This is a genomic window from Haloarchaeobius lipolyticus (assembly GCF_051208015.1).
Classification (GTDB): domain Archaea; phylum Halobacteriota; class Halobacteria; order Halobacteriales; family Natrialbaceae; genus Haloarchaeobius.
Genome location: NZ_JBPKGF010000002.1, coordinates 1,183,374 through 1,199,985, shown reverse-complemented (window position 1 = coordinate 1,199,985; position 16,612 = coordinate 1,183,374). Strand labels below are relative to the sequence as shown.

Annotated in this window: 24 protein-coding genes; 11 read left to right on the top strand and 13 right to left on the bottom strand. The window is 66.6% G+C overall.

All coding sequences use genetic code 11. From position 1 onward, the window contains the following. Window positions 1-79 precede the first annotated feature (79 nt). Together ACSC1Y_RS09125 and ACSC1Y_RS09120 are read left to right on the top strand one after the other, a co-directional pair. A complete protein-coding gene (locus tag ACSC1Y_RS09125; RefSeq protein ID WP_435334520.1) occupies window positions 80-1,243 on the top strand; it encodes an acyl-CoA dehydrogenase family protein in 1,164 nt (387 codons plus the stop codon). Between the two features lie 204 nt (window positions 1,244-1,447). Next, a complete protein-coding gene (locus ACSC1Y_RS09120) occupies window positions 1,448-2,626 on the top strand; it encodes an MFS transporter (protein ID WP_435334519.1) in 1,179 nt (392 codons plus the stop codon). A 54-nt stretch (window positions 2,627-2,680) separates the two neighbouring features. Here ACSC1Y_RS09120 and ACSC1Y_RS09115 read toward each other — a convergent pair whose 3' ends face one another. The 3 genes from ACSC1Y_RS09115 to ACSC1Y_RS09105 all read right to left on the bottom strand — a co-directional run bounded on the left by ACSC1Y_RS09115 (window position 2,681) and on the right by ACSC1Y_RS09105 (window position 4,098). After that, the gene (locus ACSC1Y_RS09115; RefSeq protein ID WP_435334518.1) at window positions 2,681-3,094 is read right to left on the bottom strand and encodes a universal stress protein; all 414 of its coding nucleotides are present in this window, start codon (window positions 3,092-3,094) and stop codon (window positions 2,681-2,683) included. A 123-nt stretch (window positions 3,095-3,217) separates the two neighbouring features. Then, entirely contained in the window at window positions 3,218-3,586 is a 369-nt protein-coding gene (locus tag ACSC1Y_RS09110; protein WP_435334517.1) for a thiol-disulfide oxidoreductase DCC family protein, read from the bottom strand. A 44-nt stretch (window positions 3,587-3,630) separates the two neighbouring features. Beyond that, window positions 3,631-4,098 carry a cupin domain-containing protein gene (locus tag ACSC1Y_RS09105; RefSeq protein ID WP_435334516.1) on the bottom strand — a complete coding sequence of 156 codons (468 nt, stop codon included), beginning with the start codon at window positions 4,096-4,098 and terminating at the stop codon, window positions 3,631-3,633. A 124-nt stretch (window positions 4,099-4,222) separates the two neighbouring features. Between ACSC1Y_RS09105 and ACSC1Y_RS09100 the strand changes: the two genes are divergently transcribed. Next, window positions 4,223-4,546, top strand: a complete 324-nt coding sequence (locus ACSC1Y_RS09100; RefSeq protein ID WP_435334515.1) for a 4Fe-4S dicluster domain-containing protein — start codon at window positions 4,223-4,225, stop codon at window positions 4,544-4,546. 96 nt (window positions 4,547-4,642) lie between these two features. Here ACSC1Y_RS09100 and ACSC1Y_RS09095 read toward each other — a convergent pair whose 3' ends face one another. Next, complete coding sequence (locus ACSC1Y_RS09095; RefSeq protein WP_435334514.1) at window positions 4,643-4,804, bottom strand: DUF6757 family protein; 162 nt, start codon at window positions 4,802-4,804, stop codon at window positions 4,643-4,645. A 37-nt stretch (window positions 4,805-4,841) separates the two neighbouring features. Further along, the gene (locus ACSC1Y_RS09090; RefSeq protein WP_435334513.1) at window positions 4,842-5,621 is read right to left on the bottom strand and encodes a PHP domain-containing protein; all 780 of its coding nucleotides are present in this window, start codon (window positions 5,619-5,621) and stop codon (window positions 4,842-4,844) included. Between the two features lie 133 nt (window positions 5,622-5,754). Here ACSC1Y_RS09090 and ACSC1Y_RS09085 point away from each other — a divergent pair, with 133 nt between their 5' ends. Then, window positions 5,755-6,045, top strand: coding sequence for a DUF5789 family protein (locus ACSC1Y_RS09085; protein WP_435334512.1), 291 nt, complete (start codon window positions 5,755-5,757; stop codon window positions 6,043-6,045). A 103-nt stretch (window positions 6,046-6,148) separates the two neighbouring features. On the opposite strand, the gene ACSC1Y_RS09080 is transcribed toward ACSC1Y_RS09085, so the two are convergent. Continuing rightward, window positions 6,149-7,156, bottom strand: a complete 1,008-nt coding sequence (locus ACSC1Y_RS09080) for a DUF5784 family protein (protein ID WP_435334511.1) — start codon at window positions 7,154-7,156, stop codon at window positions 6,149-6,151. Between the two features lie 113 nt (window positions 7,157-7,269). Between ACSC1Y_RS09080 and ACSC1Y_RS09075 the strand changes: the two genes are divergently transcribed. Next, a complete protein-coding gene (locus tag ACSC1Y_RS09075) occupies window positions 7,270-7,443 on the top strand; it encodes a DUF5786 family protein (RefSeq protein ID WP_435334510.1) in 174 nt (57 codons plus the stop codon). Here ACSC1Y_RS09075 and ACSC1Y_RS09070 read toward each other — a convergent pair. The 3 genes from ACSC1Y_RS09070 to ACSC1Y_RS09060 all read right to left on the bottom strand — a co-directional run bounded on the left by ACSC1Y_RS09070 (window position 7,440) and on the right by ACSC1Y_RS09060 (window position 10,081). Then, complete coding sequence (locus ACSC1Y_RS09070) at window positions 7,440-8,138, bottom strand: DUF7530 family protein (protein WP_435334509.1); 699 nt, start codon at window positions 8,136-8,138, stop codon at window positions 7,440-7,442. The two genes, ACSC1Y_RS09075 and ACSC1Y_RS09070, sit on opposite strands and share 4 nt — an antisense overlap. Beyond that, window positions 8,135-9,058, bottom strand: coding sequence for an NAD(P)H-binding protein (locus ACSC1Y_RS09065; protein ID WP_435334508.1), 924 nt, complete (start codon window positions 9,056-9,058; stop codon window positions 8,135-8,137). Before ACSC1Y_RS09065 ends, ACSC1Y_RS09070 begins: the two co-directional genes overlap by 4 nt. Window positions 9,059-9,202: 144 nt before the next feature. Continuing rightward, the gene (locus ACSC1Y_RS09060; protein ID WP_435334507.1) at window positions 9,203-10,081 is read right to left on the bottom strand and encodes a YkgJ family cysteine cluster protein; all 879 of its coding nucleotides are present in this window, start codon (window positions 10,079-10,081) and stop codon (window positions 9,203-9,205) included. A 196-nt stretch (window positions 10,082-10,277) separates the two neighbouring features. On the opposite strand from ACSC1Y_RS09060, the gene ACSC1Y_RS09055 reads away from it, so the two are divergent. Continuing rightward, window positions 10,278-10,559, top strand: a complete 282-nt coding sequence (locus ACSC1Y_RS09055) for a hypothetical protein (RefSeq protein ID WP_435334506.1) — start codon at window positions 10,278-10,280, stop codon at window positions 10,557-10,559. A gap of 25 nt (window positions 10,560-10,584) precedes the next feature. Beyond that, window positions 10,585-10,806, top strand: a complete 222-nt coding sequence (locus ACSC1Y_RS09050) for a DUF7561 family protein (RefSeq protein WP_435334505.1) — start codon at window positions 10,585-10,587, stop codon at window positions 10,804-10,806. A gap of 20 nt (window positions 10,807-10,826) precedes the next feature. Here the strand turns inward: ACSC1Y_RS09050 and pspAB are convergent, their stop codons facing one another. Genes pspAB through htpX form a run of 3 tightly spaced genes read right to left on the bottom strand, consistent with a single transcriptional unit; the run spans window position 10,827 to window position 12,799 of the window. Next, on the bottom strand, window positions 10,827-11,435 hold the full coding sequence (gene pspAB / locus ACSC1Y_RS09045) for a PspA-associated protein PspAB (protein WP_435334504.1): 609 nt from the start codon (window positions 11,433-11,435) through the stop codon (window positions 10,827-10,829). 25 nt (window positions 11,436-11,460) lie between these two features. Beyond that, window positions 11,461-11,907: a hypothetical protein gene (locus ACSC1Y_RS09040; RefSeq protein WP_435334503.1), complete on the bottom strand. Its 447-nt coding sequence runs from the start codon at window positions 11,905-11,907 to the stop codon at window positions 11,461-11,463. Between the two features lie 13 nt (window positions 11,908-11,920). Further along, window positions 11,921-12,799 carry a zinc metalloprotease HtpX gene (htpX, locus tag ACSC1Y_RS09035; protein ID WP_435334502.1) on the bottom strand — a complete coding sequence of 293 codons (879 nt, stop codon included), beginning with the start codon at window positions 12,797-12,799 and terminating at the stop codon, window positions 11,921-11,923. 143 nt (window positions 12,800-12,942) lie between these two features. On the opposite strand from htpX, the gene ACSC1Y_RS09030 reads away from it, so the two are divergent. The 4 genes from ACSC1Y_RS09030 (at window position 12,943) to ACSC1Y_RS09015 (ending at window position 16,299) form a co-directional block, all read left to right on the top strand. Next, window positions 12,943-13,413: a hypothetical protein gene (locus ACSC1Y_RS09030; protein WP_435334501.1), complete on the top strand. Its 471-nt coding sequence runs from the start codon at window positions 12,943-12,945 to the stop codon at window positions 13,411-13,413. Between the two features lie 104 nt (window positions 13,414-13,517). Continuing rightward, complete coding sequence (locus ACSC1Y_RS09025; protein WP_435334499.1) at window positions 13,518-14,630, top strand: 60S ribosomal export protein NMD3; 1,113 nt, start codon at window positions 13,518-13,520, stop codon at window positions 14,628-14,630. Next, entirely contained in the window at window positions 14,623-15,678 is a 1,056-nt protein-coding gene (locus ACSC1Y_RS09020; RefSeq protein WP_435334497.1) for a class I SAM-dependent methyltransferase, read from the top strand. Before ACSC1Y_RS09025 ends, ACSC1Y_RS09020 begins: the two co-directional genes overlap by 8 nt. A 342-nt stretch (window positions 15,679-16,020) precedes the next feature. Beyond that, window positions 16,021-16,299, top strand: coding sequence for a hypothetical protein (locus tag ACSC1Y_RS09015; protein ID WP_435334496.1), 279 nt, complete (start codon window positions 16,021-16,023; stop codon window positions 16,297-16,299). Between the two features lie 12 nt (window positions 16,300-16,311). On the opposite strand, the gene ACSC1Y_RS09010 is transcribed toward ACSC1Y_RS09015, so the two are convergent. Further along, complete coding sequence (locus ACSC1Y_RS09010; protein ID WP_435334495.1) at window positions 16,312-16,569, bottom strand: hypothetical protein; 258 nt, start codon at window positions 16,567-16,569, stop codon at window positions 16,312-16,314. Window positions 16,570-16,612 lie beyond the last annotated feature (43 nt).

The following is a 16,612-nucleotide window of genomic DNA, read 5'->3' as shown; positions in this document are numbered from 1 at the left end:
TTATATCGCCGACCCCGTTCTCCGGCAACACTTGCGTCGAAGTAGGAGTACTTTTCAGCCAGTGGGACCGACCACCAGTATGCTCGATTACGTCGGTCTGGAAGCGGACCTCGACGCCGAGGAGCGGATGATTCGCGACTCCGCCCGCGACTTCGTCGAGGAACGCGTGCGCCCGGACATCGCACAGCACTACGAGGAGGGCACGTTCCCTACGGATATCATCCCGGAACTCGGCGAGATGGGCTTCTACGCGCCCAACCTCGAAGGGTACGACCTGCCGAACGTCTCCGAGAAAGCCTACGGGCTGCTGATGCAGGAGCTCGAAGCCTGTGACTCCGGGCTTCGCTCGATGGCCAGCGTGCAGGGCGCGCTCGTCATGTACCCCATCCACGCCTTCGGGAGCGAGGAGCAGAAGGACGAGTGGCTCCCGGCGATGGGCCGCGGCGAGAAGGTCGGCTGCTTCGGCCTGACCGAACCGCAGCACGGCTCGAATCCCTCCAGCATGGAGACCCGCGCCGAGGAGGCCGACGGCGGCTACGTCCTCAACGGCTCGAAGACCTGGATCACGAACGCGCCCATCGCCGACGTGGCCATCGTCTGGGCGCGCGACAAGACCAGCGACGACGACCCGGTTCGGGGCTTCCTCGTCGAAACCGACCGCGACGGGTTCTCCGTCAACAAGATCACCGAGAAGCTCTCGCTCCGGGCCTCCATCACGGGCGAGTTCGGCCTCAACGACGTGTTCGTGCCGGAGGAGAACGTCCTCCCGCACGTCGAGGGGATGAAGGGTCCGCTCTCGTGTCTCACGCAAGCCCGCTACGGCATCGCCTGGGGCGCCATCGGCGCCGCCCGCGACTGCTTCGAGACCGCGCTCCAGTACGCGAAAGACCGCGACCAGTTCGGCGGCCCCATCGCACGGTTCCAGCTCCAGCAGGAGAAGCTGGCCGAGATGGCGACCCAGATAACAACCGCCCAGCTGCTCGCCCACCGCCTCGCCGACCTGAAAGAGCGCGGCGACCTCCGCCCGCAGCACGTCTCGATGGCGAAGCGCAACAACGTCCGCATGGCCCGCGACCAGGCCCGTATCGCTCGCGAGATGCTCGGCGGGAACGGTATCACCTCGGACTACTCGCCGATGCGCCACATGGCGAACATGGAGACGGTGTACACCTACGAGGGCACCCACGACATCCACACGCTGATTCTGGGTCAGGACCTCACGGGGATTGCGGCGTTCGAGTAAGGCGCGGCGCGTAGCGCCGCGAAGTTGCGAGCGGGGAGCCTAGCGACCCGCGAGCAGAGGGAGGTTCGGAGCGAGCGCAGCGAGCGAGAACCTCCAGATTCCGAACGGCGAACGGATGTGAGCCGTACATTCCGCCGCAACCGACGCCCTCTTCTCCCGACGTCTACGACCACTCTACCGAGACGATTCTGGTGACCGCATAGAATGGCTTTCACGTGGCGCTACCGACGGACCGTCCTCGTTCTCAGCACGTTCGCGTTCTTCGCGACGATGGCCGGCCGGCTGGTCATCAGTCCGGTCGTCCCGGCCATCACCGAGCAGTTCGAGGTCTCGAAATCGCTCGTCGGGCTCGCGCTGACGGGTCTCTGGATGTCCTATTTCGCCGCACAGTTTCCGAGCGGCGTGCTCGCCGACCGGTTCGGCGAGCGGCCGATAATCCTCGTCGCGGTCGGCGGGACGGCGGTTTCGAGTCTTCTCCTCGCCGTATCGCCGGTGTTCGCCGTCTTCGTCCTCGCGACGGTCCTGCTAGGTGCGGTCGCGGGACTGCACTACAGCGTCGCCGCGGCGCTCCTCACGCGGACCTACGATGACCTCGGCTTCGCCCTCGGGTTCCACAACGCGGGCGGCCCAGCGGCCGGACTGGTCGCGCCGGTCGCGGCCGCCTGGGTCGGCGTCCGGTACGGCTGGCGACCCGCGGTGGCCCTCGGTGCGGTCGTCGCCATCCCCATCTTCGTGCTGTTCGCGTGGCGTATCCGGCCGACGGAGCCGCGGCGGCCGGACCAGCCGATGCGAGAGCGGTTCGAACTCGAAGCGCTGGTGGAGCTGCTCTCGCGCCGGAAGATCGCCTTCACCGTCGCCATCGCCGTCGCGGGCGCGTTCGTCTGGCAGGCGACGGCGTCGTTCCTGCCGACGTTCCTCGTCGAGTACCGGAACCAGTCCGAGACGGTCGCGGGTGCCGTCTTCTCGGCGTACTTCGTCGTCCAGGCCGTCACGCAGGTCGGCGTCGGTGCGGCCTCGGACCGCTTCGGCCGCGAGGTCTCCACGGCTGGCTGTATGCTCCTCGCGGCGGTCGGGTTCGTGCTGCTGGTGGCCGTCCCCGGAACCGTGTCGCTCGTGGCCGCGCTATCGCTCATCGGGACCGGCCTGGGCTGGGGTGGAGCACTCCTCCCGCGGTTCATGGACGAACTGGGCGATTCGGAGCAGGGTGCTGGTTTCGGCCTCGTCCGGACGGTCTACGGCGTCCTCGGCTCCGTCGGGTCTGTCGCGACCGGGACAGTCGCCGACCTGTTCGGGTGGGCAGCCGCAATCTGGATACTGGTCGCACTCCTCTCACTGGTCTTCCTCGCGCTCGTGGTGAACGAGCTGTTCGACCTCGGGTACTGACGCTGAAGAGAGTCCTCTGTCGAGTGTCGATAGTATCGAGATGAGAAGGTGCGCTCAGACCGTCAGCACGGGACGGTCACCGAAGCGGACCACCCGGTCGGCGACGCTGCCGATGTGCTTTCGGTGGGTCTGTCCCTGGTAACCCATCACGATGAGGTCTGCCTCGACCGCGTCGGCGTACTTGGCGATCTCCTCGTGCGGGAGGCCGTGACAGAGCTTGCACTCGAAGTCGATTCCGTGCTCGTCGGCCCGGGCCGACATATCCTCCATCAGTCCCGCGCCCCAGTCCTCGAGGTCGTCGATGACCAGTTCGGCGCTCGAGAGGGCGGGCTCGTCGTAGATGCTGGTGTCGACGACGAACAGGGCGTGGACGTCGGCGTCGTAGCGCCGGGCGAGGTCGATGGCGTAGTCGGTCGCCCGCTCGGCGCACTCACTGCCGTCGGTCGGAACGAGGATGCGGCGGTACATGCTCCAGATAGGATACGAGAGGAGATAATCGAGACGGACGGTAGACCGACAGACGTTCGACAGGTCTGTCCGTGGTCACGCCGGATTGTCTGCCAGCGGTTACGCCGGATGGTCCGCCAACGCTCACGCCGGGGGCTCGGCACGGCGGAGCTTGCCCCACCAGGCGCGGTGGTCGGCGACCCACCGGTAGACGGGTTCGCGGATCGGTCCGCGGACGCGCTCGGGAAGCCGCCCGAACACCCGGGCCGGGAGCGCCGCTGGCGTGTCGAGGCGGGCCAGTACCTCCTCTGCACACGCGCCACACGAGTAGACCCGGCCGTCGGCGAACAGGTGCGCACAGGTCTCGAAGTCCGTGGGGAGCCGGGCGAGCTGCTCGTCGGTGAGTTCGGAGAAGCCGACCGTCTCGAACTCGCCGTGGGTCGCGGCGTAGCGCGCACTCCACGTGCAGAAGCCGCAGTCGTCGTCGTAGACGAGTGTCGGGAGTTCGGTCACGTCGGTGTTTAGGACCGCCAGTCGGAAAACCGTGTGTCGCCGGGTCAGTCGAACCGGCCGGTCTCGGTCCCGCAGTCTTCGCACAGGGTGACGACGGCGTCGCGCTCCTCGGTGAGTTCGATGGTCTGCGGCGTCCGCTCGCCGCAGGCCTCGCAGTGGCGGACCATGTGCAGTTCGCCGGAGTCCTGTGGCGCGCCCATGGCGAGGACGACGGCGCGTTCGTCCCCCTCGTTCGTTCCTAGCTGAGACTCGCCCGGAGCGAAGCGGACGACCTCTCCCCCTTCGACCCGTTCGTCGCCGGAGTCGGTCTCGAACGTGACCGCGCCGGACTGGACGTAGAAGACCTCCTCCTGTGCGCCGTGGCGGTGGTAACCGAAGCCCAGACTGTCGCCGGGGTCGAGCTCGTAGTAGTTGAGCGCGAGGTCGGTCGCACCCAGGGCGTCGGTAAGCGGCCGCTTCACCGCGGCCGGACCCATCCGCGAGTCCACGTCGTCGATGTGTACCTTCTTCATGGGCGGGTGGACGCAGTGGGCGGTGAAAAAGCCGGGCGACGCCAGCCACGGGTCGCCGACGGAGGCTGCCTGGCCGACCCGCCGAGCCGGGCGGTTTATCCCCCTGTATGCGGAACCGACACCCATGGCTATCGACCCGAACTTCCACGAGAACCGCGAGGTCGTCGACGAACACGACGGGCACAACGTCTGGGGTCCCGTCGAGGAGCCGGAGACGCTCGGTATCCACGGAACTCACGTTGCGGTGGACTTCGACATCTGTCTCGCAGACGGTGCCTGTCTCGAAGACTGCCCGGTCGACGTGTTCTCGTGGGTGGACACCCCCGGTCACCCGGAGAGCGAGATAAAGGCCGACCCGGCTCGTGAGGCACAGTGCATCGATTGCATGCTCTGTGTCGACGTCTGCCCGGTCGACGCCATCGACGTCGACGGGAGCCGTTCTGCCTGAGAGCTCGAGAGTGGCCGCCGTCGAAACTATCGCGTAACGGCGGCGCTCACCGTGCGGCGCGAACAGAGAGAAGACGCACGTACCATTCGACCGTGCTCAGGCTCGGTCGATGTCCACTCGTTCTTTCAGCCGCTTGAGCTCGTCGGCGTCCGCGAGTTCCTCCAGTCGGTCGCGGAAGTGCTGCTGGCAGAGGCCGACCTTCAGGCCACCCGTTTCGGCGGCGAATGCGGCCTCACGGTCGCAGTAATGGCACTTCATGGCTACCAATAGGTGGTGCTACACGTTTAAGTCTACGTTAGTGGATGCGTTCGCCGATTGGTTCGTACTGCTCGGCCGTCAGTCCGGCCAGCCCGAGCTCGTGGTCGTGGGCGTCGCTCCCACCCGTGACGAGCAGGCCGTACCGCTCGACGGCGGCCTCCACGGGTTCGGGGTCCACCTCGTGACCGTAGTCGTAGTACCGTTCGACGGCGTCGAGGCTGTCGCAGAGTGCGAGCGCCTTCTCCGGATCAGGATACCGAAACGGATGCGCCAGCGAGACGATGCCACAGGCCTCCGAGAGCACCTCGACACCGCGCTGGAAGGACGGGACGTCGCGGGCGACGAAACACGGCTCGCCGTTGCCGATGAGGTGGTCGAACGTCTCCCGGTAGTCGTACTCGGTGTCCGGATGGTCGCCGACGGCGCGGGCGATGTGTGGCCGGCCCAGACCCTCGCGTGCTTCGAGGCCGAGGTCGACGCCGAGGCGGTCCTCGACGCAGTCGATGATGGCCTGTCCGCGCTGGCGGCGGTCGCGCTGGATGTGCGTGACGAGGTCGGTCAGCGCCGCCGTCTGGCGGACGCCGTAGCCGAGTAAGTCGACCCGCTGGTCACCCGCGTCGGCCCGGAGTTCGATGCCGTGGAGGACGGTGACGCCGCCGAATTCCGTGACGGGCTCGTCGAGGTCGGGGTGGAGCCGGTCGTGGTCGGTTATCGCGACGACGTCGATGCCAGCCTCCCGGGCCGCGGCCGGTACCTCGTCGAGGGTGAACTGCCCGTCAGAGTTCGTCGTGTGGACGTGGAGATCCGCATAGACCATGGCGGTGGCTTGGGGATAGAACGGGAAACTCCTTCGGCCACATATTAACACGATTAATCACACATAGGAATGCGGTAGCCTCCCAAGGTGATTATGGACGAAGTTTATCACTATCGTTCACGCAGAATCTGGTATGTTCCGCAACGGAACTGGCGACCGCATCGAGTCCCAGACCTACCCCATGACAGCCGACGAACTCCGCGAGAAGCTCGGCGACGCCGAACTCAAGCTCACATACGACACGGCGACCGTCGAGGACGTGCTCGACCGCATCGAGGCGGACGAGACGTTCGAGACCCCGGAGGACGTGCTGTACACGCTGTACGGTGGCGTCTCCGACCGAGCTATCGGCCGCAAGGGGTACACGGACCGGGACCCGACACCGAACGGCAGCCCCCACGCACCGGAGACGGTGTCGTTCTAGGTCCCGACCCGCCCACCCCGCCCAGCCGCCCCGCTCGACCGAGTATCGATTTTTCAGCGTCGACGCGACAGTTCCTCGCAGAATCAGCTGTTCGCTCGCAGAATCAGGCCCACTGGATGACGTCCCCGAGCTCCAGCGGGACGTCACCCTTCGTGTAGCCCTCCACCCAGCCGTGCGGCCGGACGCGGTAGACGACGGCCGGTCGGTGCCGGACGTCCGGCTGCTCGCCCCTGACGGCCGCCCACTGGTCGTCGGTGAAGCTGGAGCAGTCCACGAACAGGACGACCCCGCCCGCGTGCGCCGAGAGCTGTCCTTGCGTCTTCACCTGTGCCGTGTCGCGAACCGCCGCGACGGGTGTGCTGGCGCTTCGCTTCGACGGCGGCCGCGGTCGCGTCACCTCCACGAGAACGCTCGTCCCGTCCTCGCGGGTCGCCCGGTAGTCGAGGAAGTGGCCGGTCTTGACCTCTATCTCGGGCGTGACGCCGTAGCCAGCGTCGGCGAGGAGCTTCGCGGCGACGAACTCCGAGATGGCCGAGCTCATCCGCGTGTGGTCGACGTACTCGCTCGTACCGAGCTTGCCCGCCATCTCGTGTCGGTAGTCGTCGAGCGTTCCCGGGTGGAGGACGGCTTCGATGTAGGCGAGCGCCGACTCCTGGTTGGCGTCAGGGAAGCCGCAAGAGTGTTCGTAGAGGAACTCGCGAGTGCTCTCTCGTCCGTCCTTGGACATGAGCACCGGTAGGAAGTACCAGGTAACGTGTGGATAGTCGGCGAGCCACGGGTCGGATTCGAGGAGGTCGACGAGCAGCTCGCGCTGGGCCCACCGCGCCACCGGGTACGGGACCTCGTCCCACTCGAACTTGTCCGTCCGCCAGAGCGCGCTCGGCGTCTCCGTGTTGCCGAGCCAGTACGCGCCGTCGTCGTTCCAGCAGAAGAGCGCGATGTCGCCGTTCTCCATGTCGAATCGCACGGCGTCCCACTCGGTCGGAGGGCTGTGATGGGGACCCCCCATCGTCGCCCCCAGGTTCGAATCCAGCGGATTGTACAGTTGCTGCCGGATACGCGAGTCGGACCACCGTTCTTCTGAACGACGGAATCGCAGGGGTCGTGCCACACCATGGCTACGAATGCCCGTGATAAACCCCCTTCGGGTCGTTCGAGCCCATTCTGTCAATATAGAGAAATTAAATTGATATACTCGAATGCCGAAACGTGTTGTTGACTACCATGTCAATGGGTGCCTATGACGACGATGAACACGAACGGCGGGAACAGAAGACCGCGCAGGTGGACGCGGCATTCGACGACGAGCGGACCGTCTATCACGGGAAGGTGGAGTACGACTCGGGCGACTCGACGGAAGCGTTGCTCGACCAGTTCAAACAGATAAAGAAGGACTAGTTCGCGCTTCGAAGACCCAATCCTACGGACAGTGCAGTTGCACAGGTGACGGCACAGACGTGTCCGATTATCACGGCCGCGAGCACCGGCCGGTTCCAGACGAACGGCGCCAGTACCAGCTGGATGACCGCGAACCCGAGGTTGAGCATGTCGGTACGGGCGAACGCGCGGGCAGTGTCGTGCTCGAAGTCGTAGACGTACGCCCGCCAGATGGCCACGACGGCTGCCCACCAGCCCGTCCCGATACGGTAGGCGACGTCCCAGAGGATGAGCAGCATCAGGTACATCGCGAGCACCGGCGGCTCCTCGCCGAACAGGTCGTCGAGGATGGGGCTCGCGGCGTTCGCCGGGTCGAACACGAACAGGTGCGTGATGAGTGCGATGAACGCGAGCACCCCCAGGACGACCTCCACGCTGGAGCCGAACAGTAGCTGGCGGTACGCGGGCGGTGCCGGGAGTTCGCGGATCGAGTTGCCGAGTTGCAACATGAGCACGCTCCCGACCGCGGCGACGACCACGGCCGCGGTTCCCGCGGGCACGGCCGACCAGAGGTCGTAGTACCACGCGAGCGCCAGCAGTGCCAGCTCGAACACTGCGATCTGGATCGCGACGGCCGTCCCCTCGGTGATGTCGATACCGGGAAGCGCGCCGACGATGCTCTCGTAGACCCACGTCTCGCCGAACTCCTCGGTCATCGGCTCACCTCCGGTGGCAGCTGGACCGACACTGCGTCCTCTGCCAAGAGTGCCCGCTCGACGGCCCTATCGAACGGTGTCAGCTCGATGGGGAGCAGGTCACGAATCTCGTTCTCCGTACAGACGACCGGATTGCGCAATCCCGTGATGAGTGGACGAGAGACGCTCTTGGGGACGTTGGTCACGAGTTCGACCCAATACGCCGAGAGCTCGGGCGAGAGCACCGGGACCGGGACGACCCGGAGTCGCCGTCCCATCACGCGGGCGGTCCGTTCCAGCATCTCCTGGTAGGTCAGCGTCTCCTGCCCGCCTATCTGGTAGGTCCCACCCGCGGTCGCCGGGACGTCGAGCACTCCCACGAGGTACGCGACCACGTCCTCGATGGCTATCGGCTGGCAGGGCGTTCGGACCCATCGTGGCGTCACCATGACGGGCAGCCGGCTCACGAGCTGGCGGATCATCTCGAAGCTGGCGCTGCCCGGCCCGACGATGATCGCGGCCCGTAGAACGGTGAGGTCGTAGTCGCCGCCCTCGAGGACGAACTCGACCTCGCGACGCGACCGGAGGTGTTTCGAGAGATGGTCGCGCTCCTCACCCAGTCCGCCGAGGTAGACGACGCGGTCGACTCCTGTCGCCGAGGCGGCGTCGACGAAGTTCCGGGCCGCGATGCGGTCGCGTTCCTCGAAGTCGGTCCCCGAGTGCATCGAGTGGACGAGGTAGTAGGCGGCGTCGACGCCCTCGAACGCCGGCGGGAGCGTCCCTGGGTCGAGCAGGTCGCCCTGTACGACGGTGACCGCCTCGGGACCATCGTACCGGGTCGCATCGCGGACCAGCGCGACCACGTCGTGGCCCGCCTCGACGAGCGCCGGGACGAGGTGGCTGCCGACGAAACCGGTCGCACCGGTGACGAGAACTCGCATGTGTTACCAGAGACCACCCGCCAGTATAACGGTGGCCCCGGCGCAGTGACACGGTTCGCTACGACATCGAACCCTCGAATGCTGGACAGGCGGACCGACGGACCGCCCACCAGTGTCACCAGACAGCGCCACCCATCGGTTCCTTCATCGGACCCAGCCGGGCGTCGCCGGCGCACCACGGGCTTCTTCGACCGTCTCGGCGAGCGCGGCGTCGGGGGCCGAATCGCCCAGCATACCCGCCCTGCTCTCCCACTCGTCGACGACCTCGCCCGCCCACGAGGCGGTCGTGCGAACCGACTCCCGGTAGGACCGGTAGTGCGACTCGCTTCGCTCGGTCGTTCCGGGCGCAGAGGCGGCCGCTGTCGCGACGAGCTCAGCCCGGTCGTCGTCGGTCAGTTCCCGGTCGATGGCTCGCCGGACCACGCCTGCGAGGTCGGCCGGTTCCGGGTGAACGAACACCTTGTGACCGACGGCCTGGGGACCGAGAATCAGGCCCTCGACGCCCTCGGGCGGCGTGTCGTCGACGAGTCGGTCGCCGCCGTACTCGCGCTCCACGCGCTCGCACTCCGTCTCCTGGTCGAGAACGAGGTTGTGCCCCGGGTAGTCCCGACACTCGGTCGGGTAGAGCTCGCTCTCGTGGATGCGGCACTGGAGCGTCGTCGGGTCGAGGAACGTACAGGCTCGCAGCCAACGTTCCTCGCCGATGTCGAACGGTGCGAGCGGTTTCGGCGGCTTCCTGAGCCCGACGAAGAAGGCCGGTTTCCCACCGACCGCCGCCAGCGTGTACCCGTCGACCTCGGCGCCGTCGTCGCCGTCGGATAGCCACAGCCGCGGGACGAGCACGTCACCGAGTCCCGCATCGCAGAACGCCCGGACCTTGTCCCGGGTGAGCGGTACCAGATTGTAGGTGTCGTCGATCGGCTGGTGGGGTCCGCGTCGCTCGTGGTCGTGGCTCTCGCGCTGGTCGGAGAGCGGCCGCCAGTCGATGCAACAGCCAGCACAGCCCTCGCAGTTCACCTCCATACTCCGACAGGTACGAGCCGGGGGCTCAAAAAACGCCCAGCCGATAGGGACAACCATCCAACAGTATCGCCACCGATAACGTCGGCTGACAGCTGTCTGACGCTGGTCAGACCCCCGAATTTTGGTATTTAAACAGTAGTAATCAGAACGTCATTTTCACCGAAGGTATTACGTAGATGTCCAATAACGTGGTCACATGGTGGCGGCACGACCACGGCTGACGGGCCCGCTGTTCAACCGGGAAGCAGCGGTCAGCTTCGCGTTGTTGCTCTCGCTGGTGGCGATGGCGGAGCTCACGTCGGTACAGGTACTACAACTCCCCGGACATCTCCTCGTCGTCGGCTGGAACCTCTTCGAGGAGCTGCTCCCACTCGTCGAACAGACGGCTGCAACGGTGGCCATCCTGTTCGTCTGTTACCTGTACCTGCTGGCGGTCGGCCTCGGCTGGGTCGTCCGGCGGGCCGGACAGAAGGCCTAACCCCGTCCGACGTTTCAGGACAATCGTGAGCAGCGACCCCTGCGACGGCTGTGGAAAACCGGTCAGGATACGCGGCGGCATCAGCGACCTCTGGACCTTCGGGAGCGACGTCGAGGACGGCGGCGGCATGACGCTCGAGTTCGACAGCGACGACTCCAGTCACTTCCTCTGTTTCGACTGCATCGAACGCCTACCCGACGAGCCGACGGCGGCCGACGTCGCCGCCCTGCCAGCGCACGAAGAGTAGCCCGGTGCCGCAGCCCGATGTCACTCCCAGGGATGTTTCCCGGTCGAGCTGGCGTACATCGGGTACCAGTACTCCTTCTCCTTCTCGAGGTCGAGCTCTCCGTCTAGGTTGCTCTCCAGCTTGAACTCGGTGCCGCTGTCGCGGTCCTTCTTCCCTCGCTTCGGGACGAACGGGTAGTAGGCGCCCCGGCGGAACGAGTAGACCCAGTAGGCGAGACGGTCGTCCTGTCCGAATGCGAAGAAGGCCATCAGGAGGCGAGAACCGTATCCCCGGTCGATGAACGTGTCCGCGGCGAAGTGGATACTCGTGACGAGGTCCTCGGGATCGTCGTCGTGGAGGACGACCCAGTGGTAGCCGTGGTCGTCCTCGCTGACCGTGAACTCGGTTCCGGTCTCGTCCTCTCCCGCGGTGAGAATCGCTTCGACCTCGGAGACGGTGTCCGTGAAATCGGTGCTGTCGACCGAGGAGAAACAGAGCGCCGCGTCGCCGGTCGAGTCGAAACCCAGCTCCGCGGACATCGTGATGTACGCAGTGCTCATCCCGAACAGGTCGTCCGGGTCGGCGTCGCGCGTCGCGTCGGCCTCCGCTTTCAGCCCGAGTGCGGCACGAAGTGAATCCAGCAGCCCCATAGCCGGGAGGTGGACCGGGGGCGTCTTAGGTGCCGCCCTTCGCGGCCACGTCGACGAGCGTCCGACCCCCGAGGAGCGCGGCGATGACGCCGACGAGCGAGACGAGCGGTGAGACGACGGTGTCGACCCGGCTGAACAGACCTTCGCGGGCCTCGACGCGTGACCGGTAGAGCTGGCCGTCCCACCGGACGTAGTCGTGGCTCGCGAGCGCGTCGACGGCGGCCGAGTCGGTCCCGAGCCAGAGGCTCGCGTCGCCGGTCTCTGCCGCAGCCTCGACCGCGGTCTGGGCTCGTCTCGGGAGGTCGGTGAAGTTCACGACCCGCTCGTCGTCGACCTCGCCGACGGCAGCCGAAGCCGGGTCGACGTCGAGGTAGACCTTCGTCTCGCCCGGCTTCACGTCGAGGTAGAGTGGATGGGCGGCGACGGCGAGCCCGACGAGCAGGGCGGCGATGGCGGCGTCGCGCCGGTTCATACGAGGTCGAGCCTCATCGGGACGACTCCATCTCACGTTCGAGCTGGCGGAGGCGCTCGATGCGCTTCTCGGTCCGCGGGTGGGTGCTGAACAGGCGCGTTATCATGCTGCCCGAGATGGGGATGATGAAGAACGCGTTCATCTCCGCCTGCTCGCGGAAGTCGTCCGTCGGCACCCGGTGCATTTCCGAGTCGATGGCCATCAGCGCCGACGCGAGTGCGGCGGGCTTGCCCGTGATGATGGCTCCGCCGCGGTCGGCGGCGAACTCGCGGTAACGCGACAGGGCGCGGATGAGCAGATACGAGATTATCCAGACGACGAGCGAGACCGCGATTGCGACCCAGACGCCACCCTGGTTACGGTTCCGCCCCCCGCCGAGCCACGGCCCCCAGCGGACGATGAGGAGCGCGATGGTCGACAGGAACGAGGCGACGGTCATGACCATCACGTCGCGGTTCTTGATGTGCGCGAGCTCGTGTGCGAGCACGCCCTCGAGTTCGTCCTCGTCGAGCGTCCGCATGATGCCAGTCGTGACGGCGACCGCTGCGTGTTTCTGCGAGCGGCCCGTCGCGAACGCGTTCGGGTTGCGGGAGTCGACGACGGCCACCTTCGGTTTCGGGATGTCGGCCTGCTGGGAGAGCCGCTGGACCGTCGCGTGTAGTCGCGGATACTCGTCCTCCGAGACCTCTTTCGCGCCCATACTCCACAGCGTCAGGCTATCGCTGAAGTACCACTGCGCGATGCTGAACAGAGCGAAGAACATCGCGATAACCAGGAGCGACCCGTTCGTGTAGAACGCGAGTGCGGCGATGAACACGATGTAGACCGTCGCCAGGAGGAACATCGTGAGGAACATCCGGAACTGGAGGCCCCTGTCCGCTTTCCATTTCATACTCTCAGTGAGGCAACGCGTGGACTAAAACACGTCGGCGCGGTGAAACACGCTCCGTCCCCGACAGGACCGTCTCTGCCAGGGGCTGGGAACGTGTCGCTGGCCAGTACACATAGATACCATGCCCGCGTCTACCGACGGAGATGGGTACCCGAGAGTCCCCGCTCGTCGAGACGGGGTTCGTCCTGGTGACGGCGTGTCTCGTCGGGACGGTCAGCGGCATCACGGTCGTCCTCGGGCCGCCGGTTCTCACGACGCTCGTCGTCGCTGTCGGCGACCTCGCGGGCCTCTTCTACGCCGGGGTGTTCCTCGGCGTCTGTATCGGCGTCACGCTCTCTCTGTTCACCGCGTACCTCGCCGTCCGCCTCTACCGTCTCCAGCAGACGCATCGCCCGCAGGCGCAAGACGGCGTCATCTACGAATCCGCCGACCAGGCGAACGCGCGAGTCACGTACCGCGAACAGGTTACGGGCGGCGACCCGCCGTGGGTCGATATGTACCTCGTCGGCGTCGTCGCGGCCCTGCTCACCTCGCTTGGTTTCGGACTCATCGCCACGATGGCGGCGGGTATCGGCGGAGCGATGCTCGCGGGGCAGCTGTTCGCCGCGGTCTGAGAGATGGCGATGATTGCCGTCCCGGAAGGCGATAGTCGCCGTCCAGGAGGGCCCTGCTGTTGAAGCCGCGTTCCTTTTACCGTTGAACGGCGAAACACGGTCAAATGAGCGACCAGCGTACGTTCTGTCCCCGCTGTGGCGACCCCATGTCGGACGTCGCCGCGAGCGACCCGCTGGGCAAGTCCGGCGTCGGCGTCTGCGACGACTGCTACTTCGAGCAGTTCGAACTCGTCGACGCGCCCGACCGCATCGAGGTCATGGTCTGTGCGACCTGCGGTGCCGTCCACCGCGGCAACCGCTGGGTCGACGTCGGCGCGAAGGACTACACCGACGTCGCCATCGACGAGGTGGCCCAGGCCCTCGCCGTCCACGTCGACGTCGACGAGGTCGGCTGGGAGGTCGAGCCCGAGCAGGTGGACCAGAACAACATCAGGATGCACTGTCACTTCACCGGCATCGTCCGCGGGCAGTTCCGCGAGGCGTCGGTCACGGTCCCCGTCCTCATCTCCCGGCAGACCTGTACCCGCTGTGGCCGCATCTCCGGCGACTACTACGCGTCCATCGTGCAGGTCCGGGCGGCCGGTCGGAAGCCCACGAACGAGGAGATAGAGCGCTCGAAGGAGATAGCGAACAAGATCGTCGCGGACATGGAGGCGACGGGCGACCGTCACGCCTTCATCACCGAGATGGGCGAGGAGAAGGACGGTCTCGACATCAAGGTCTCGACGAACAACATCGGGAAGAAGATCTCGAACAAGGTCATCGAGGAGTTCGGCGGCTCGTGGGAGGACCACGAGACGCTCGTCACCGAGGACGAGGACGGCAACGAGGTATACCGGGTCACATACGCGGTCCGGCTCCCGCCGTTCATCCCCGGCGACGTCATCGAGCTGATGGACGACGACGACACCGACGGCCCGGTCCTCGTCCGGAGCGCCCACGGCAACCTCAAGGGCGTCCGGCTCACGACCGGCGAGCGGTACGAGGCCAGCTTCGAGGAGGGCGACGCGCCCGACGCCAGAAAGCTTGGCGACCTCGACGACGGCGAGGAGACCACCGTCGTCACGGTCGAGGACGACCACGCGGTGCAGGTGCTCGACCCCGAGACGTTCGAGGCGAAGACCATCTCCCGACCCGACTACTTCGACCCCGACAGCCAGACCGTCCGCGTGCTCAAGAGCCGCGCCGGCCTGCACATCCTGCCCGACGATGAGTGACGACGCGGGCGACTCGGACCCCGTCCTATCGGCTGGCGACCAGCCGGCCGACCTCGCCGCCGTCGTCGCCAAACCCGATGCCGAGATAGCCATCGCCAGCCTCCGCGACGAGGGCGTCTACGACGATTCCCGCCGCGTCCGCGAGTACGGCACGGAGACGGTCGCCCTCCCCATCCTCGACCCGCCGGAGTCGACCGACGTGCTCGACGTGGTCCGGCAGACCGACCCCGAACCCCGCGCGCCCGACCTCGAGACCCTCCTGCGAGAGCGCGGCTGGGACGACGACTCGGTCGCCGACGCGCCCGCCTCCTGGGCCGTCGTCGGCTCCGTCGTGCTCGTCTCGCTGGACAGCTGGAGCGACGTCGAGGAACAGGACATCGGCGAGGCGCTGCTCGAACTCCACGGCGAGGCCGACACCGTCTGCGCCCACGAGGGCGTCACCGGCGAGCTCCGCCAGCCCGAAACCCGCGTCGTGGCCGGGCTCGGCGATACCGAGACGGTCCACACCGAGCACGGCACCCGGTACTCGCTCGACCTCTCGCAGGTCATGTTCTCGCCCGGCAACCAGGCCGAGCGCGCCCGGATGGGCGAGGTCGTCGACGAGGACGAGCGCGTCCTCGATATGTTCGCCGGCATCGGCTACTTCACGCTCCCGATGGCCCGCGCCGGGGCGCAGGTCACGGCCGTCGAGAAGAACCCCGAATCCTTCAGGTTCCTCGGCGAGAACGCGAACCTCAACGGCGTCCTCGACCGCGTTTCGCTCGTCCTCGGCGACTGCCGCGACGTCGAGGCCACCGCCGACCGGGTCGTGATGGGCTACTACGACGCTCACGCATATCTCGATTCGGCCCTCGACGCCCTCGAACCCGGCGGCATCCTGCACATGCACGCGACGACGCCGGAGGACCTGCTGTGGGACCGTCCCGTCTCGCGGCTGGAAGCGGCCGCCGAGAAGGAAGGGCGAGCGGTCGAGATACTGGACAAGCGCCGCGTCAAGAGCCACAGCGAGGGCGTCTGGCACGTGGTTCTGGACGCGCGAGTCGACTGAGTCTGGAGTTTCCGAGCCGGCGACGAAGACACCTGCATTCTGGCGCGCGCTGACCGCTGGCCCGAACGAGAGTGAGGGCCGGCGGTCACAGTCGCGCGAGGGACGAGGCGCGAAGCGAAAGCGGAGCGCCGAGTCGGCTGGGGAGGAGAGCGAGGCGACAGAGTCGCCTCGTGGCGAACGGCGAACGAAGTGAGCCGTGAGCAGTGGTGCTGTGCGGGGCGGGGCGGTCTCTCGTCGCCATCGTGATTCGTGGACTGATTCTCGAAGCTACACTCGACACGAATCCCGTTCGACGCTCATTCCACCGACAAGAACTATACCGAATCCGGACACAATACCGGTATGACCCGCCCCTCCACAGACCGCGACTGGCTCCTCTCAGAGCTCCCCAGAATCGCCGTCGCCGTCTTCGCCGTCCTGTTCGCCGCGTGGTTCGTCGAGGCGGTCATCGTCCTCCTCGTCCAGACCCTCGTCTTCGAGGCGCTCGCGCACCTGCTGAACAGCCGTCTCTTCAGCGAGGTCGGAGAACTGGTCGGCGTCTTCGCGAGCCTGCTCGGCGACGTGGTGAAGTGGACCGGCCTCGTCGCCGTGGTGGCGTACACGGTTCGACGGGCGAACTGAACCGAGAACGGCCTACGATTTTCGCGGCAGCACGCCGCCCCAGTACAGCAGGTGCAACCCCGCCGCGACCAGCAGCACGCCGACCAGCTTCACCCGTCGCTCGCTCCCCTCCCGTGGCTCGAACTCGCCGTCGAGCAGCAGGTCGCATCCCTTCCCAGCAGTCGACAGCAGCCTCTCGGGCGCACGGAGCTGCAGCACACCGACCAGCGTCAGGGCCAGTCCCATCGGCCGCGCGAGTCGCGACCAGCCGGCACGCAGATTCTCGAACATGCTCGTCGGTTGGTGCGACGTCGCTAAAACGGGGCGGAATCAG

What these genes read in the sequence shown, in the direction of transcription:
- ACSC1Y_RS09085 (WP_435334512.1), top strand. Translation starts at nt 5,755, where the DNA reads ATGTTCCGCAACGGAACTGGCGACCGCATCGAGTCCCAGACCTACCCC.
- ACSC1Y_RS09040 (WP_435334503.1), bottom strand. Translation starts at nt 11,907, where the DNA reads ATGAACCGGCGCGACGCCGCCATCGCCGCCCTGCTCGTCGGGCTCGCC.
- pspAB (WP_435334504.1), bottom strand. Translation starts at nt 11,435, where the DNA reads ATGGGGCTGCTGGATTCACTTCGTGCCGCACTCGGGCTGAAAGCGGAG.
- ACSC1Y_RS09100 (WP_435334515.1), top strand. Translation starts at nt 4,223, where the DNA reads ATGGCTATCGACCCGAACTTCCACGAGAACCGCGAGGTCGTCGACGAA.
- ACSC1Y_RS09090 (WP_435334513.1), bottom strand. Translation starts at nt 5,621, where the DNA reads ATGGTCTATGCGGATCTCCACGTCCACACGACGAACTCTGACGGGCAG.
- ACSC1Y_RS09105 (WP_435334516.1), bottom strand. Translation starts at nt 4,098, where the DNA reads ATGAAGAAGGTACACATCGACGACGTGGACTCGCGGATGGGTCCGGCC.
- ACSC1Y_RS09070 (WP_435334509.1), bottom strand. Translation starts at nt 8,138, where the DNA reads ATGACCGAGGAGTTCGGCGAGACGTGGGTCTACGAGAGCATCGTCGGC.
- ACSC1Y_RS09075 (WP_435334510.1), top strand. Translation starts at nt 7,270, where the DNA reads ATGTCAATGGGTGCCTATGACGACGATGAACACGAACGGCGGGAACAG.
- ACSC1Y_RS09115 (WP_435334518.1), bottom strand. Translation starts at nt 3,094, where the DNA reads ATGTACCGCCGCATCCTCGTTCCGACCGACGGCAGTGAGTGCGCCGAG.
- ACSC1Y_RS09055 (WP_435334506.1), top strand. Translation starts at nt 10,278, where the DNA reads ATGGTGGCGGCACGACCACGGCTGACGGGCCCGCTGTTCAACCGGGAA.
- ACSC1Y_RS09020 (WP_435334497.1), top strand. Translation starts at nt 14,623, where the DNA reads ATGAGTGACGACGCGGGCGACTCGGACCCCGTCCTATCGGCTGGCGAC.
- ACSC1Y_RS09120 (WP_435334519.1), top strand. Translation starts at nt 1,448, where the DNA reads ATGGCTTTCACGTGGCGCTACCGACGGACCGTCCTCGTTCTCAGCACG.
- ACSC1Y_RS09030 (WP_435334501.1), top strand. Translation starts at nt 12,943, where the DNA reads ATGGGTACCCGAGAGTCCCCGCTCGTCGAGACGGGGTTCGTCCTGGTG.
- ACSC1Y_RS09015 (WP_435334496.1), top strand. Translation starts at nt 16,021, where the DNA reads ATGACCCGCCCCTCCACAGACCGCGACTGGCTCCTCTCAGAGCTCCCC.
- ACSC1Y_RS09095 (WP_435334514.1), bottom strand. Translation starts at nt 4,804, where the DNA reads ATGAAGTGCCATTACTGCGACCGTGAGGCCGCATTCGCCGCCGAAACG.
- ACSC1Y_RS09025 (WP_435334499.1), top strand. Translation starts at nt 13,518, where the DNA reads ATGAGCGACCAGCGTACGTTCTGTCCCCGCTGTGGCGACCCCATGTCG.
- ACSC1Y_RS09065 (WP_435334508.1), bottom strand. Translation starts at nt 9,058, where the DNA reads ATGCGAGTTCTCGTCACCGGTGCGACCGGTTTCGTCGGCAGCCACCTC.
- ACSC1Y_RS09060 (WP_435334507.1), bottom strand. Translation starts at nt 10,081, where the DNA reads ATGGAGGTGAACTGCGAGGGCTGTGCTGGCTGTTGCATCGACTGGCGG.
- ACSC1Y_RS09125 (WP_435334520.1), top strand. Translation starts at nt 80, where the DNA reads ATGCTCGATTACGTCGGTCTGGAAGCGGACCTCGACGCCGAGGAGCGG.
- htpX (WP_435334502.1), bottom strand. Translation starts at nt 12,799, where the DNA reads ATGAAATGGAAAGCGGACAGGGGCCTCCAGTTCCGGATGTTCCTCACG.
- ACSC1Y_RS09010 (WP_435334495.1), bottom strand. Translation starts at nt 16,569, where the DNA reads ATGTTCGAGAATCTGCGTGCCGGCTGGTCGCGACTCGCGCGGCCGATG.